This is a genomic window from Roseospira marina (genome assembly GCF_014197855.1).
Taxonomy (GTDB): domain Bacteria; phylum Pseudomonadota; class Alphaproteobacteria; order Rhodospirillales; family Rhodospirillaceae; genus Rhodospira; species Rhodospira marina.
The window spans coordinates 92457-106307 of the sequence record NZ_JACIGJ010000001.1 but is presented as its reverse complement, the minus strand read 5'-3'; the positions used below and the strand labels follow the sequence as shown (position 1 = coordinate 106307).

14 protein-coding genes and 1 tRNA gene are annotated in these 13851 nt (G+C 69.2%); 5 read left to right on the top strand and 10 right to left on the bottom strand.

The genetic code is table 11. The annotated features are described in order from the left end of the window. Positions 1-26 precede the first annotated feature (26 nt). The 9 genes from GGD82_RS00525 to GGD82_RS00485 form a co-directional block, all read right to left on the bottom strand. Positions 27-668: a GntR family transcriptional regulator gene (locus GGD82_RS00525; protein WP_150060704.1), complete on the bottom strand. Its 642-nt coding sequence runs from the start codon at positions 666-668 to the stop codon at positions 27-29. Next, positions 665-1912 (bottom strand): hydantoinase/carbamoylase family amidase, encoded by a 1248-nt coding sequence (locus GGD82_RS00520; RefSeq protein ID WP_150060705.1) that lies wholly within the window; start codon positions 1910-1912, stop codon positions 665-667. Before GGD82_RS00520 ends, GGD82_RS00525 begins: the two co-directional genes overlap by 4 nt. Then, complete coding sequence (locus GGD82_RS00515; protein WP_211364675.1) at positions 1909-2895, bottom strand: NAD(P)-dependent oxidoreductase; 987 nt, start codon at positions 2893-2895, stop codon at positions 1909-1911. The genes GGD82_RS00520 and GGD82_RS00515 overlap by 4 nt, the downstream gene beginning before the upstream one ends. Beyond that, on the bottom strand, positions 2892-3578 hold the full coding sequence (locus GGD82_RS00510) for a GntR family transcriptional regulator (protein WP_150060706.1): 687 nt from the start codon (positions 3576-3578) through the stop codon (positions 2892-2894). The genes GGD82_RS00515 and GGD82_RS00510 overlap by 4 nt, the downstream gene beginning before the upstream one ends. Next, entirely contained in the window at positions 3575-4603 is a 1029-nt protein-coding gene (locus GGD82_RS00505) for a 5-oxoprolinase subunit C family protein (protein WP_150060707.1), read from the bottom strand. The genes GGD82_RS00510 and GGD82_RS00505 overlap by 4 nt, the downstream gene beginning before the upstream one ends. After that, a complete protein-coding gene (gene pxpB / locus GGD82_RS00500) occupies positions 4600-5322 on the bottom strand; it encodes a 5-oxoprolinase subunit PxpB (protein WP_150060708.1) in 723 nt (240 codons plus the stop codon). Before pxpB ends, GGD82_RS00505 begins: the two co-directional genes overlap by 4 nt. Next, the gene (locus GGD82_RS00495; RefSeq protein ID WP_150060709.1) at positions 5319-6629 is read right to left on the bottom strand and encodes a TRAP transporter large permease; all 1311 of its coding nucleotides are present in this window, start codon (positions 6627-6629) and stop codon (positions 5319-5321) included. Before GGD82_RS00495 ends, pxpB begins: the two co-directional genes overlap by 4 nt. Continuing rightward, positions 6629-7171: a TRAP transporter small permease subunit gene (locus tag GGD82_RS00490; protein ID WP_150060710.1), complete on the bottom strand. Its 543-nt coding sequence runs from the start codon at positions 7169-7171 to the stop codon at positions 6629-6631. Before GGD82_RS00490 ends, GGD82_RS00495 begins: the two co-directional genes overlap by 1 nt. 110 nt (positions 7172-7281) lie before the next feature. Then, positions 7282-8274: a TRAP transporter substrate-binding protein gene (locus GGD82_RS00485; protein WP_150060711.1), complete on the bottom strand. Its 993-nt coding sequence runs from the start codon at positions 8272-8274 to the stop codon at positions 7282-7284. A gap of 197 nt (positions 8275-8471) precedes the next feature. Here GGD82_RS00485 and GGD82_RS00480 point away from each other — a divergent pair, with 197 nt between their 5' ends. From GGD82_RS00480 to GGD82_RS00460, 5 genes are all read left to right on the top strand, one after another. Further along, complete coding sequence (locus tag GGD82_RS00480; RefSeq protein ID WP_150060712.1) at positions 8472-9254, top strand: LamB/YcsF family protein; 783 nt, start codon at positions 8472-8474, stop codon at positions 9252-9254. Between the two features lie 50 nt (positions 9255-9304). Beyond that, complete coding sequence (locus GGD82_RS00475) at positions 9305-10234, top strand: dihydrodipicolinate synthase family protein (protein WP_150060713.1); 930 nt, start codon at positions 9305-9307, stop codon at positions 10232-10234. 4 nt (positions 10235-10238) lie between these two features. Then, positions 10239-11027 (top strand): SDR family oxidoreductase, encoded by a 789-nt coding sequence (locus tag GGD82_RS00470; protein WP_150060714.1) that lies wholly within the window; start codon positions 10239-10241, stop codon positions 11025-11027. A 253-nt stretch (positions 11028-11280) separates the two neighbouring features. Then, positions 11281-12483 carry a pyridoxal phosphate-dependent aminotransferase gene (locus GGD82_RS00465; RefSeq protein ID WP_150060715.1) on the top strand — a complete coding sequence of 401 codons (1203 nt, stop codon included), beginning with the start codon at positions 11281-11283 and terminating at the stop codon, positions 12481-12483. Positions 12484-12495: 12 nt separating this feature from the next. Then, positions 12496-13203 (top strand): ribonuclease activity regulator RraA, encoded by a 708-nt coding sequence (locus GGD82_RS00460; RefSeq protein ID WP_150060716.1) that lies wholly within the window; start codon positions 12496-12498, stop codon positions 13201-13203. Between the two features lie 412 nt (positions 13204-13615). On the opposite strand, the gene GGD82_RS00455 is transcribed toward GGD82_RS00460, so the two are convergent. After that, positions 13616-13692, bottom strand: a tRNA-Arg gene (locus GGD82_RS00455). Positions 13693-13851 lie beyond the last annotated feature (159 nt).

The following is a 13851-nucleotide window of genomic DNA, read 5'->3' as shown; positions in this document are numbered from 1 at the left end:
AAAACGGTCCTGTGTCGGAGAGGGGATCAGGCGCGGTCCAGCCATTCGAGGAACCGGGCCCGCGCGCTGTCGAAATGCTCTTCCATGGCCCGGCGCGCGCCGGCCGGGTCACGGCGTTCGATGTGATCGATGACGGCCAGATGCTCCCGGGCCTGCTGGGTGAACCGGTCGTGGGTGCGTGTGATGCTGCACCGACGGGCGACCGCGCGCAGCTCGTCGAGAATGCCGGGCAGCAGGGTCAGGCGGGCGGCCAGCGCGATGCCGGCGTGAAACCGGTTGTCGCTGTCCCAGAAGGTATCGAACGGCCAGTCGTCCTTGTCGAGGTAAGCGCTCATGTGCTCCCGCTCGACCTTTAGCTCTGGAGTCAGACCGTAGAGGGCGGCGGCGCGCTCGGCGGCGGCGCCTTCCAGGATGCGGCGGGTCTGCACGATCTCCAGCAACTGGATCACCGTCACCGGCCGCGCCACCAGGGCGCCGTTCGCGAGCCGGCACAGCACGTCCTCCTGCTCAAGACGGGCGATGGCGCTGCGCAGAGGCGAGCGGGAGACACCGCATTCCTCCGCCAAGCTCCGCTCGCTCAGCACGTCGTCGGCGCCGTAGCCCCCGTCGAGGATCTTGCGCTTGAGGATCTGATAGGCGCGTTGCGATTGGGAGTCCGGAGAGCTCATGGCGCACAGGCTTCCACGAGGCCGGCGGCCAGGGCGTCGATGGCCTCCGCCAGATCGGCGCGGTCCATCGCCTCGTCCGGATTGTGACTGCCGTTCTGGTTGCGGATGAACAGCATGCCCGCCGTCCATCCCGCCTGGGCGAAGGCGGCGGCATCGTGTCCGCCGCCGGACAGCATGCGGCGAACCGCCCGCCCCTGCCGCCCGAACGCCGCGTGTAGGCGATCGGTCAGGTCCGCAGACAACGGCGTGGGGACGCTGCGCGATGGCGCGCCCAGATCGAAGGTGACCCCGCGGGCCGCCTCGACGGCCGCGATCTCGTTTCGCAGCACGGCGTCGGCCCGGTCCAGCACCGCCGTATCGTTGGAGCGCAGATCAATACAGAAGGACAGCGCACCCGGGACCTTCGCGAAGGCGTGCTCCGGACCGGCGGCGTCCACGCGCCCGACCGTGACGGCCAGATCGTGGCCCTCGGCCAGGATCGCCGCCCAATGGCGGTCCATGGCGGTGATCACGTCGGCCAGCGCAAAGACCACGTCGGCGCGGCTGTGCCGGGGCGCGCCGCCCGAATGGGCCCAGGTTCCGGCGATGCGCGCGGTCCGGTAGCGCAGACCGCCCCGGATGGCGGTGACCAGGGCGAAGGGCTCGTCGGCCTCCACCAGAACCGGGCCCTGCTCGATATGGGGCTCCAGGAATGTGGCGGGCGTCCGGCCCGGCCCCCGCAGCACGGCGTCGGGGTCCCCGCCCTCGGCGCGCATATGGTCGGCCAGGGTGCGGCCGGTGTCGGCGCGGCACACCGCCAGATCCTCGGCGCGCAAGCGCCCGGTGGCCGCGCGCGAGCCGATGTAGGAGGCGGGAAACCACACGCTTTCTTCGGCGCGGGTCACGGTCACGACCAGATCCACCGGCGGCGGCGTATCGCGTTCGATCAGCGCCGCCGCGAGGGCCATGGCCCCGGCCACGCCGGCCGGTCCGTCGTAGCGGCCGCCCTGGGGCACGGAATCCAGATGAGAGCCAACATACAGCGCCGGCGCGCGCCGGTCCCGACCCGGCAGGCGGGCGAACAGGTTGAGGGCGGCGTCCCGCTCCACGGTCAGGCCCAGCCGGCCGGCCTCCTCGGCGATCACTGCGTGGGCGCGACTTTCCAGCGGATCGTAGGACGGGCGGGTGACGCCCGGGCCGGGCGCGGAGATCGCGTTCACGCCATCGAGGACGCGATCGATGGTCTCGGTCAGAGCGCGGGTCATGCCGGGATCTCCAGGGTTTCGGGATTGAGCAAGGTCGACGGCCGTCCGCCGTGCAACAGGGTCAGCACGTGCCCGGCGGCGGCCAGGGACACCCGGCGCCGGGCTTCCTCGGTCGTGCCGCCGACATGGGGCGAGAGAATCACCCGGTCGGTGAAGGCGGCCAGGGGCCCCCGGGCGACATCGGGCGAGGCCACATCCAGGCCGGCGGCGGCGATCCGCCCCGTGGCCAGGGCGTCGGCCAACGCAGCCTCGTCCACCAGACCGGCCCGGCTGGTGTTGACCAGGATCGCGCCCGCGCCCGGCGCGATGGCACCCAGCGCCGAGGCGCCGATCAGGCCCCGGGTCTCGGCGGTCAGGGGCGCGTGCAGACTGATCAGGGCGGCGCGAGCCAGACCGTCCTCCAGCGGAACGACCGCGTCGACCCCGTCCGGGGGCGGCGACCCCGGACGGTGGGGCGTCAGGATGGTCATGCCCAGGGCCGCGCGCAGGGCGGCGCCGACCCGTGCGCCGATGGCGCCCCACCCGATGATCAGGGCGGCCTTGCCGTGCAGTTCGGTGAAAGGCGCGCTCTCGCGGAACCCCGCGTCGCCACCCCAGACGGCGCGGTCGGCAGCGGTCAACCGCCGGGCGGCGGCGAAGGCCAGCCCGAGGGTCAGTTCCACCACCGACTGCGCGTTGACGCCGGGCGTGTTGCACACCGCGACCCCCCGGGCGGTGGCGGCCGCGACGTCGACCACATCATAGCCGCTGCCATGGACGATGATGCCGCGCAGCCGGGGCGCCGCGTCGAGGGCGGCGGCCGAAAAGCCGGCGTCCCGGGTGATCGCCGCATCGCAGTCGCCGACATGGGCCGCGACGGAGGCCATGTCCGGGGCCGGGCACAGCACGGGCGTCACACCGCCCTCCACCAGGGCGTTCAGGCCGGCGTCGTGAATCCGTTGGATGATGAGGCACTTCTTGGGGAACTTCAGGGCGTGCGTCACCGGGGCACCTCGCCCAAGGCGTAGCGTTCCAGGCACGACAGCACGGCATCGCGGGCGTTGCGCAGATGCGCGACGGTCAGGCGCTCGGCGGTGTCGGCGTCGCCGGCCCGCAGGGCGTCGAGGATCGCAAGATGCTCATGGGTGCCGGCCAGGAACCGTTCGGGTACCCGGGTGCGGTCGAACATGTACGTGCGCAGCCGCAGCCGGTCCAGGGTGCGCAGGAGGATCGGGTTGTTCATGGATCGCGCGAGCATGCGGTGAAAGGCGTCGTCGATGCGCCACTCATCCTCGGTGAAGCCGGCCGGGTCGCCGCTGCCACCCGTGCCGTCGGTGGACGCGCCGTCGGCGGCCAGGAAGGCGCGAAGCCGGTTGGTCATCTCGTCGAACAGCGTGTTCGGCAGGGTGACGGCCGCGCGCGCCGTCTGGGCCTCCATGGCCTCGCGCAGGAAAAAGATTTCCTCGATCTCCGCCGGCGTCGGTGGCCGAACGCGCAGGAACCGGCCCTCGCGGCGCAACAGGCCTTCGTACTCCATGCGCTTGATCGCCTCCCTCACAGGAGTCCGCGACATGTCGAGGCTGTCGCTCAGGCGGGCCTCGTGCAGGGCGGAGCCGGCGGGCAGAACGCCGGAAAAGACCATCTCGATGATCTTCGCATAGGCTTGCTGAGACAGGGGGCGGGTCATGCCGAACCTCCGTCGAGATCGCCGACGACGCCGTCGATCAAGTTCACGTCCAAAAGCAGCGGTGTGTCCGGCCGCCAGCCCTCCGCCGGCACCAGACCGTCGAGCAGGGCACGCAGGGCGCGCCGCTCGGCGATCAGAAGGTCCTCCGCCGTGTCCCGGTCCACGCGGGTGAAGCGAACCACCTGTCCGGTGGGCATCTGGGCCAGTCTGGGCAGGTCCACCGACGCGACGACGGCCATCTTTGGATAGCCGCCCGTGGTCTGGCGCTCAGCCATCAGGACCATGGGCTGGCCCGATCCCGGCACCTGCACCGAGCCCATGGGCGTGCCGTCCGACACGATGTCGTGGCCCCGGTGGGCGGTCAGGACCGGCCCCTCCAGCATCTGAGCCATGCGGTCGCGCGCCGGGCTGATCCGGTAGGGCTCGCTCAGCAGGCGGTCCCAGGCCGCCTCGTCGAAATGGTCCGCTTGCGGGCCGGCCAACACGCGGATGGCACTCTCCACCGGCCGCCAGGGCCGGCGCAGACGGAGATGGGGTGCGCCCTCCTCCACCGTGGCGGCGCCCAAAGGCACGGTGTCGCCGCTGCGCAGAACCCGGCCGTCCAGACCGCCGAGGCCGGTGCGCAAATGGGTGGCGCGGGCCCCCAGAACCGGCGGCGTATCAAGGCCGCCCGCGATGGCTAGATATCCCCAGACGCCATCCTGGGGCGCGCCCAGCTCCAGCCGCTGTCCCGGGGTCACGGGGTGGCTCTGCCACGCGGGGACGGCGCGGCCGCCGATGGTCACCGCAACGTCGCCCACCGCTGCGATGCGAACCGGGGCGGAGACGGTGTAGCGGCCGCCCGGCCCGGCGAATTCCAGCGCGGCGGCGTCGGGGGCGTTGCCGACCAGGGCGTTGGCAATCGCCAGCCGGGCGGGATCCATGGGGCCGGACGCGGACACGCCCGCGTGCAACAGGCCGGGGCGGCCCCGGTCCTGAACCGTAGTCAGGGGGCCGGCGCGCTGTACCGTCAACGACGGAGTCATCGGATGTCGGGCTCCACAATGGTCGTGCCGGCCGCCACGGCCGCGTCCAGGCGCTCCGCGGTGGCGATATCTATGGGCTCGAATCGGACCCGGTCGCCGGCCCGCATCAGGAACGGCTCGGCCCGTTCGGGGTCGAACAGCCGCAGCGGGGTTCGACCCAGGAAGCGCCAGCCGCTGGGACCGGGCACCGAGTTGATGTTGGCCTGCTGGCCCCCGATACCGATGGCGCCAGCCTCCACGCGCTGCCGCGGCTTAGGAAGGCGGGGAGTGTGCAACGCCTCGGGCAGCCCACCAAGATAGGCGAAGCCGGGCGCGAAGCCGATCATGTGCACTCGATACTCCGGCGCGGTGAACGCGGCGATGAGGTTGGCGACGGACAGGCCCTTGTCGGCGGCCAGGGTCTCCAGATCCAAGCCGGCCGCGCCGCCGAAGACCATCGGCACGCGCCACAGACGGTGGATGGTTGTCGCCCGGGTCTGGGCGCGGGCGCGCTCCAGCAGCGCCGCACTCAGGTCGCGGCCGCGTGTCACCTCGGGATCGTACAGCACCAGCAGCGACCGGTAGGTCGGCACGCACTCCAGCAGGCCGGGGATCGGGCTCTGCTCCAGGGAGTCCGCCAGAGCGATGACCCTCTGGTTGATCGCATCGTCGATCCGGTCGGCGAACTCGACCGTCAGGGCCTGATCGCCGGCGGGCAGGATTCGCGGGGCCGTCGTCATGACCGTGACGCCAGCAGGTCGGGCAGCCAGGACACGATGCCCGGGAAGACCGCCAGCAGCAGGGTAAAGGTGGCCGTGATCAGGAAGAAGGGCAGCGCCGCCCGCGCGATGGGGCCAATGCGGCCGCCGATCAGGCGCTGGATCACGATCAGATTGAATCCCACCGGAGGCGTGATCTGCGCCAATTCCACAACCAGAACCAGGAAGATGCCGAACCAGATCTTGTCGTACCCCGCCGCCAGCACCAACGGCAAGGTAATCGGCAGGGTCATGACGATGCAGGACATGCCTTCCATGAAACAGCCGAGGATGACGTAGAACGCCAAGAGCGCGAGGATCAAAGTGAAGGGCGAGAGGTGCAGCCCCTGAATTGTGGCGGCAACGAAGCGAGGCAGGCCCAGATAGCCCAGGCCGACGGACAGGAACATGGCGCCGATGATGATGAAGCCGATCATTGAGCAGGTCTGGGCGGCGTGAAACAGCGCCTGCCCCAGGGTCCGCCAGGACAGAGCCCGCTGATACACGCCCAGCAGAAGGGACCCGAGCACACCGACGGATGCGGCCTCGGTGGGCGAGGCAATGCCGCCATACATGGAGCCGACCACGCAGACGATCAGCAGCAAGAGCGGAGCCAAACCCTCCCCGCGCAGCGTGGCCAGCTTTTCGCGGAAGCTGCTCGGCGGCGGTGGGGCGCCGACCAGGCTGGGATTCAGCGTGGCGCGGATCGCCAGATACAGCATATAGGACAGCGCCAGCAGAGCCCCCGGGACGATACCCGCCATGAACAGCTTGAGGATCGATTCCTCGGCCAGCACACCGTAGATGATCATGATCGTCGAGGGCGGGATGAGAAAACCAAGGGTGCCCGCACCCGCCAGACTGCCCGTGACAAGACTCCGGTCGTAGCCCTTGGCGATCAGCTCCCGGGCCGTGATGCGGCCCACGGTGCTGGTGGTCGCCGCCGACGAGCCGGAGACGGCCGCAAACAGCGTCGAGGCCAGCACCGTCACATGGCTCATGCGGCCGGGCAGACGGCGGGTCCAGGGCGCGAGCCCGTTGAACAGCGATTCAGCCACCTTGGTGTGGAACAGGATCTCCGCCATCAGGATGAACAGCGGCAGGGCGAGCAGCTCCATGCTGGTCGAGGCGTTCCACGCCTGTTGGGCCAGCAGCTTCTCGATCGGCATCTGTGGACGGAACAGCGTCAGAAGGCCGACGCCGGTGCCCAGAAGCCCGAGGCAGATCCACACCCCGGTTCCGAGAAGAAAGGCGAGCAGGGCCACAAGGGCCAGGGAGACGGTTCCCATCAGAGCGCGTCCTCGATATCGGGTCTGTCCACGTGTCCCTCTCCCAGCAGCACCCGTAGGAACTGGGCGACCAGCGCCAGGACGAAGACAAGCGCGCCCAGGGTCATGAGCGATTGGGGGATCCACAGAGGGGTCTTGACCACCGAGGCGGCGGTGGACCCGCGTACGTACGACAGCCAGGCCATGTCCCCGAGGGCGTAGACCAGCGCCAGAGACACCAGCATCCCAAGCACGCAGGCCACCCCTTCCGCGATCCGCGCCGGTCCCGGCGGCAGGAGTTCGAACAGAACGGTGACCCGCACATGGCCGCTGTTTTTCATCGTGTTGGCCGCCGACAGGAAAAAGCAGCACCCCATGCCGTACGCGGCGAAATCCCAACTGAAGGCCAGGCTCTGCCCCAGGAGATTCCGGGCCAGCACCTCTGACAGGATCAGGAGGAACAGGCCCGCCAGACAGGCCGCGCCCAGAACGGCGGCGGCGGTGCAGAGGGCATCGATACGGGAAACAAGGGTTCGGGTCAGGGCCTCAGGACGGGCTGGCATGCGTGCCTCCAGTCAGCCGGACTGCGGGAGCACTCCCGAACTGGGGAGCGCCCGGCGATCCGGCATTGGGCGCCTCCGGCACAGGGCCGGAGGCGGTGGTCCGGCCGGGGTTAATTCCCGCGGGCTTCCAGGTAGGCGTCGATGTACGGCGCAGCCTCGGGCACGCGCTCCTTGAACGCATCCCACATCGGCGTGGCGCGCTCGATCAGGGCCGCCTTGAACGCGGGGGACGGGGCGGTGACGGTCATGCCGTGGGATTTCAGCGTGGCGATCTTGGCATCGTCCTCGCGGCGGCTGGTCAGCCAGAACTCGCCCTCCAAGCGGCGCGCCGTGTCCTCGATGGCGACCTGATCCTCCGGCGACAGGGCGTTCCAGGCGTCCAGGTTCACGGTGACGATGTTGCTGGAGGCCTGCCAGTTGAACGTGCTCATGTAATCCATGAACTCCCAGAACGACCCGTCCACGCCCGACGAGGACGAGGTGGTCACGCTGGAGATCGTGCCCGCCGCCAGCGACGGCACGACCTCGCCCCAGGGCATCTGCAACGGGGCGGCGCCCAGGCGGTTGAAGAAGTCGTACCCGTTGGCATCGACGACCCGCATCTTCAGGCCACTCAAGTCTTCGATGCTGTTGATCGGGGTCTTGGCGTACACCGCCTGCCCCGGCCACGGCACCATGTAGAGCAGCTTCTGATTCATCGAGGCCGCCACCTCCTCGAGCTTCGGGCGGAAGAACTTATGCAGCAGGGCCAAGTCCGGCATGGTCGGCGCCAGATAGGGCAGGGTCTCAATGCCCAGGATGGGCGCCTCGCCCACCTGCTGGTTCATCAGGATATCGGCGATCGGCACCAGGCCGTCGCGCACGGCCGCCATGCCCTCTGGGCCCTTGATGCCCAGGGCGCCGCCGGAGTGGACGGTGATCACCACGTCGCCATCGGTGGCGGTCTCGACCGCGTCGGCGAAAATCTTAGCGTTCTGGGTATGGAAGTTGGATTCCGGCCAGACCACGGACATGTCCCATGTGGTCTCCGCGAAGGCCGGAACGCTCGCCGCGGCGGCGGTCAGAAACGCCAGTGCGGCGGTGCGTATGGCAATGACTGTCATGGAGATCGCCTTCTTCGGAACAGGGGTTGTGAGGGAGAGACGAGAGGTGTCAAATGGCTTGCGTTTTCGGTATACCACCTGTATGTCCAGACACATCGGATCGTATGATGGTTTTTTGCGCAGCGCAATGGGGCTGAGCTGTTTTTGGGCAAGGGGCGTTTTTTAGCCCTAAATTCAATAGGGTATTGGAGGCTTTTGTGGCCGTCACACTCGACCTGAACTGCGATATGGGCGAAGCGTTCGGCGCCTACACCATTGGCGATGACGCGGCGATGATGGACCTGATCACCACCGCCAACGTGGCCTGCGGGTTCCACGCGGGGGACCCGGCGGTCATGCGCCGGACCATCCTGGCGGCCAAGGCCAAGGGCGTCGCGGTGGGGGCGCATCCCTCGTTCATGGACCTGTACGGCTTCGGCCGCCGGCGCATTACCGGCGACCGGCCGGAGGATCTGGAAGCGCAGATCGTCTATCAGATCGCCGCCCTACGCGGCATGTGCGCGGTCCTGGACTGGCCGATGACCCACGTGAAAACGCACGGCGCCCTGGGCAACATGGCGGCTGAGGATCCGGATCTGGCCGCCCTGTGCGTGCGCGCCATCCAGGCCGTGGACCCGACGCTGGTGTTCATCACCCTGCCCTATTCGGAAACCATGACGGCGGCGGAGAAGGCGGGGCTGCCGGTGGCGTGCGAGATCTACGCCGACCGGACCTACGACGACGCGGGCACGCTGACCTCCCGCCAGCGGCCCGACGCCGTCATCCACGATCCGGCCCAGAGCGTCGATCAGGTGCTGTCCATGGTCGTCGACGGGCTCATCCCCACGGTGGGTGGCCAGAAGCTGCCGGTTCAGGCGGCCACGCTGTGCGTGCACGGCGACACACCCGGCGCGCCGGAGACAGCCCGCGCCCTGCGGCAGGCCCTGGCCGACGCCGGCGTGGCGATCGCGCCCTTCCCCACCGCGTCCCGGCCGGGCTGAGCCCGACGCGCGGGGCGCCCCGTCCCCTGACCCGAAAGAGAAAGAAACCGATGTCCGTTCGGATTGGCCGCGACACCCGCGGCGTCTACATCATCAGCGCCACGCCGTTCACGGAGAGCGGAGCGCTGGACCTGGACAGCCTCGACCGACTGATCGACTTCTACCTGGAGAAGGGCGTCGACGGCATCACCGTGCTGGGCATGATGGGCGAGGCCGACAAGCTGACGCCGGAGGAACGCCGCACCGTGCTCGATCGGGTCCTGGCCCGCGCCGGCCGTGATGTTCCGGTGGTCGCCGGCGTGTCCGATCCGGGTCTGGCGAACCTCGCCGACCTTGGGAAGTACGCCATGGACAAGGGCGCGGCGGGCGTCATGGTGGCGCCGGCGCGCGGCCCCATCAAGGATGAGCGCATCGTCGGCTACATGCGTCAGGTCTGCGCCGCCCTGGGGCCGGACGTGCCGGTGGTCTACCAGGACTTCCCCCAGAGCACGGGCGTTCCGGTCTCGACCCGCGCCATTCTGGAAATGACGCGGGAGCTGCCTCAGATCGTCATGCTGAAGCATGAGGACTGCCCGGGCCTGCCCAAGATCACCGCCCTGCGCGCGTCCGAAACCGACGGGGCCCCGCGCCTATCCATCCTGTGCGGCAATGGGGGGCTCTACCTGCCTCAGGAACTGGGCCGAGGCGCCGACGGCGCTATGACCGGGTTCGCCTATCCGGAGGCCCTGGTGGAAACCGTGCGCCTGCACGCCGCCGGCGACGCCGACGCGGCGGAAGACCTGTTCGATTGCTACCTGCCTCTCCTGCGCCACGAGCAGCAGTTGGGCGCCGGGCTGGCGCTGCGCAAGCATGTCCTCATGCGCCGGGGCGTGATCGCCTCGGCCACCCTGCGCGCCCCGGCCGGGGGGTTGGGGGCGGTCGATATCGCCGAACTGGAGCGCCTGATGGGGCGCACCGAACGCAGATTGAAGGAGCGTTGAAACCATGGATCTGGGATTGACCGGCAAGAAGGCGCTGGTTCTGGCCTCGTCCCGCGGCTTGGGACTGGGCATTGCCGAGGCGCTGGCCGCCGAAGGGACCGAGGTCCTTCTGACCGGCCGCGACGCCGAAGCTCTCGCCGCCAACGCCGCCGCCATTAACGCCCGCGGCGCGGGCACGGCCCACTGGGTCGCCTCCGACCTGTCGGACGCGGGCTTTGTGGAGCAGATCGCCGCCGCCGCCGAGGCCACGCTGGGCCGGGTGGACATTCTGGTGAACAACACCGGCGGCCCGCCCCCGGGTCCGGCGACCGCCATGGACGAGGCCACCCTGGCCGCCCAGGCGCAGGCGATGGTGTTCCATGTCATTGCCCTGACCAACCGTCTGCTGCCCGCGATGCAGGAGGCCGGATGGGGCCGGGTGCTGACCTGCGCGTCCTCCGGCGTGCTGCAACCGATCCCGAATCTTGCCCTGTCCAACACCCTGCGCGGCGCGCTGGTGGGCTGGAACAAGACCCTCGCCAACGAGGTTGCCGCCTCCGGAGTGACTTGCAACATGCTGCTGCCGGGCCGCGTTCACACCGACCGGGTGGACCAGTTGGACGCCGCCGCCGCCAAGCGGACCGGCAAGGACATCGACGCGGTGCGCGAGGGTTCGCGGGCGACGATCCCGGCCGGCCGCTACGGCACGGTCGCCGAGTTCGGCGCGGTGGCGGCCTTCCTGTGCAGCGGACCGGCCAGCTACATGACCGGCTCGGTAATCCGGTGTGACGGGGGAGCGATCAAGTCCGTCTGATCCCCGCGTCCGTCTTGAACGACAGAGAGCCGAGTCCTGTTCAAAGGAGGCCCGGTCTGAGGGTCTACCTTTGAACGATCGGCTCTCAGGGGGCGCGGCCCGGTCTCCCCCCGCTGACCGACCCGGATCGTGCGTCCGATGCCATCCGAGTCCCGGTGCCGCGTCCCCGTTTTGATCCGCGTCTCCCCTGCCTTACGTCGTCCCTGCCCTTTCTCCCCATCCTCTCGATCTGTCAGGAAGCGCCCCCTCCGCCATGAGCCTGTTGTCCACTCGTTTGAGCGTCGTTGCGCCATCGCCCACGATCGCTATCACCCGTCTGGCCGGCGAGTTGCGCCGCCAGGGACGGGACGTCATCGGCCTGTCCCAGGGCGAGCCCGATTTCGATACGCCCCAGCCGGTCAAGGACGCGGCCAAAGCTGCGATCGACCGGGGCGAGACGAAATACACCGATGTGGACGGCACGTCGGACCTGAAGCAGGCCATCGTCGAGAAGTTCGCGCGCGACAACGGGCTGACCTACGGCCTGGATCAGATCAGCGTGGGGACCGGCGGCAAGCAGGTTCTGTTCAACGCGCTGTATGCCTCGGTCGACATCGGTCAGGAGGTCATCATCCCGGCGCCCTATTGGGTGTCCTATCCGGACATGGTTCGGCTGGTCGGCGGCGTGCCGGTCGTGGTGCCCTGCCCGGAGGAGCAGGGGTTCCTGCTGGACGCGGACAGCCTGCGCGCGGCCATCACGCCCCGCACCAAGTGGCTGATCCTGAACTCGCCCAGCAATCCGACCGGGGCCGGCTATGACGCCGACCGGCTGCGGGCGCTGGCCGACGTGCTGCTGGAGCACCCCCATGTGCATGTCCTGAGCGACGACATGTATGAGCACATCCGCTACGACGGCTGGGCGTTCACGACCATCGCGGCGGTCGAGCCGCGGTTGGCGCCGCGCGTGCTGACCGTGAACGGCGTGTCGAAAGCCTATGCCATGACCGGATGGCGCATCGGCTACGCCGGAGGCCCGGCCCCGCTGATCAAGGCCATGGCCACCGTCCAGTCCCAAAGCACAAGCAATCCCAGTTCGGTCTCCCAGGCGGCGGCCGCCGCCGCGCTCCGGATGCCGCTCGATTTCCTGGAGGAGCGCAACGCGGCCTTCCGCGAGCGCCGCGACCTCTGCTTGGCGGCGTTCAACGCCATCGACGGGCTGAGCTGCCAGACGCCGCAGGGCGCGTTCTATCTGTTTCCGTCCTGCGCCGGTCTGCTGGGGCGCAAAACGCCCGCGGGCCGCGTGCTCGACAGCGACGTGGCGGTGGCCGAGTACCTGATGGAAGCGGCCAACGTGGCCGTGGTTCCGGGCACGGCCTTTGGGCTCGCGCCGTACTTCCGCGTGTCCTTCGCGACGTCCCTCGAACGGCTGCGCGTGGCCTGCGCGCGCATCGCCGACGCGTGCGATACCCTGAGCTAGGAGCCCCCTCCCATGGCGATTCGTCCTGAAATCATTGAAGCCCTGTCGGGCATCTCCACCGCCACCCTGACCACGGTCCTGCTGAAAAAGGGCCTGCGGAACGTGTGGATGCGCGGCACCAAACCGATCAAGCCCGGCCAGGGGCGCGTGGTGGGGCCGGCCTTCACCCTGCGCTTCGTGCCCGCCCGCGAGGACCTGGCCACCCCCGCGTCCTGGGCCTCGCCCATCTCCACCCGCGCGGCCATCGAGGCGATGCCCGAGGGCTGTATCGCCGTGGTCGACGCCATGGGCGTGACCGACGCCGGCATCTTCGGCGACATTCTGTGCCGCCGCATGGCCAAGGTCGGCGTGGCCGGTCTGGTGACGGACGGCGTGGTCCGTGATCTGGACGGTGTGCTCGCCTCCGGCCTGTCGGTGTGGTGCGACGGCGCCGCCGCGCCGCCCTCCGTCGCCGGTCTGACCTTCGTCGATTGGGGCCAGCCGGTCGCGTGCGGCGGCGTGGCGGTGTTCCCAGAGGATGTCGTGGTGGTCGATAACGACGGCGCGGTCCTGATTCCGGCGGCCCTGGTCGACGAGGTGACCGCCGCGGCCGTGGAGCAGGAGCGCCTGGAAAGCTGGATCATGTCCGAGATTGAGCGGGGCGTGCCGCTGCCCGGTCTCTATCCGCCGAACGCAGAAACCCGGGCGCGTTACGACGCCTATGTGGCCCATCAAGGCTAAAGCAAAATCCGAGCGATCCGGACCAGATCACGCCCCAACACACTGGGGACGATTTGCTTTGGTCGCATAGACCGAAGGCCGATCGCGTCAAGACAGGGTCCGACCGTGATTCCGTTTTGGCGCGATCCGAAGGTCGCGCGCCATGCTCGCGGGCCGAAACTCGTGTCGATCCACCGCAGGACCGCTGCCGCAATGGCCACGACAGCGCCGACGGTACGCGCGAGGGTGTCGACGTGCGTGACGATGCGTCGCACATCCTGGAGCCCCCGCACGCGCGCTTGGCGGCATCACGCCTGAGCACGCCGCGCTGCGCGCCGCAGAACCCCATGTCCGCGCGTTCGGGACAAGGACACCGAATCGTTCGTCACGGTCCCGGATAACGTTTTGAAAACGGTGAATGAAACACCTGAGATGGCGACCCCGGCAGGGCTTGAACCTGCAACCTCCGGTTTAGGAAACCGGCGCTCTATCCAGTTGAGCTACGGGGCCATTCCCGATCACGGACCGGTGTGGCGTCTGGGCCTCTCAGTATCAGATTGGCCCCGGCCTGACCAGTCCGGCGGGGCGCCACGCTGCCGCCATATTCCTGATTCCAAGCCGAGACGATGTGTTTTACGATACCGTCATGTCGGAGTCGGAAGCGTACCG

Coding starts and splice junctions, on each gene's coding strand:
- GGD82_RS00525 (WP_150060704.1), bottom strand. CDS start 668: ATGAGCTCTCCGGACTCCCAATCGCAACGCGCCTATCAGATCCTCAAG.
- GGD82_RS00520 (WP_150060705.1), bottom strand. CDS start 1,912: ATGACCCGCGCTCTGACCGAGACCATCGATCGCGTCCTCGATGGCGTG.
- GGD82_RS00510 (WP_150060706.1), bottom strand. CDS start 3,578: ATGACCCGCCCCCTGTCTCAGCAAGCCTATGCGAAGATCATCGAGATG.
- GGD82_RS00505 (WP_150060707.1), bottom strand. CDS start 4,603: ATGACTCCGTCGTTGACGGTACAGCGCGCCGGCCCCCTGACTACGGTT.
- pxpB (WP_150060708.1), bottom strand. CDS start 5,322: ATGACGACGGCCCCGCGAATCCTGCCCGCCGGCGATCAGGCCCTGACG.
- GGD82_RS00495 (WP_150060709.1), bottom strand. CDS start 6,629: ATGGGAACCGTCTCCCTGGCCCTTGTGGCCCTGCTCGCCTTTCTTCTC.
- GGD82_RS00490 (WP_150060710.1), bottom strand. CDS start 7,171: ATGCCAGCCCGTCCTGAGGCCCTGACCCGAACCCTTGTTTCCCGTATC.
- GGD82_RS00485 (WP_150060711.1), bottom strand. CDS start 8,274: ATGACAGTCATTGCCATACGCACCGCCGCACTGGCGTTTCTGACCGCC.
- GGD82_RS00475 (WP_150060713.1), top strand. CDS start 9,305: ATGTCCGTTCGGATTGGCCGCGACACCCGCGGCGTCTACATCATCAGC.
- GGD82_RS00470 (WP_150060714.1), top strand. CDS start 10,239: ATGGATCTGGGATTGACCGGCAAGAAGGCGCTGGTTCTGGCCTCGTCC.
- GGD82_RS00465 (WP_150060715.1), top strand. CDS start 11,281: ATGAGCCTGTTGTCCACTCGTTTGAGCGTCGTTGCGCCATCGCCCACG.
- GGD82_RS00460 (WP_150060716.1), top strand. CDS start 12,496: ATGGCGATTCGTCCTGAAATCATTGAAGCCCTGTCGGGCATCTCCACC.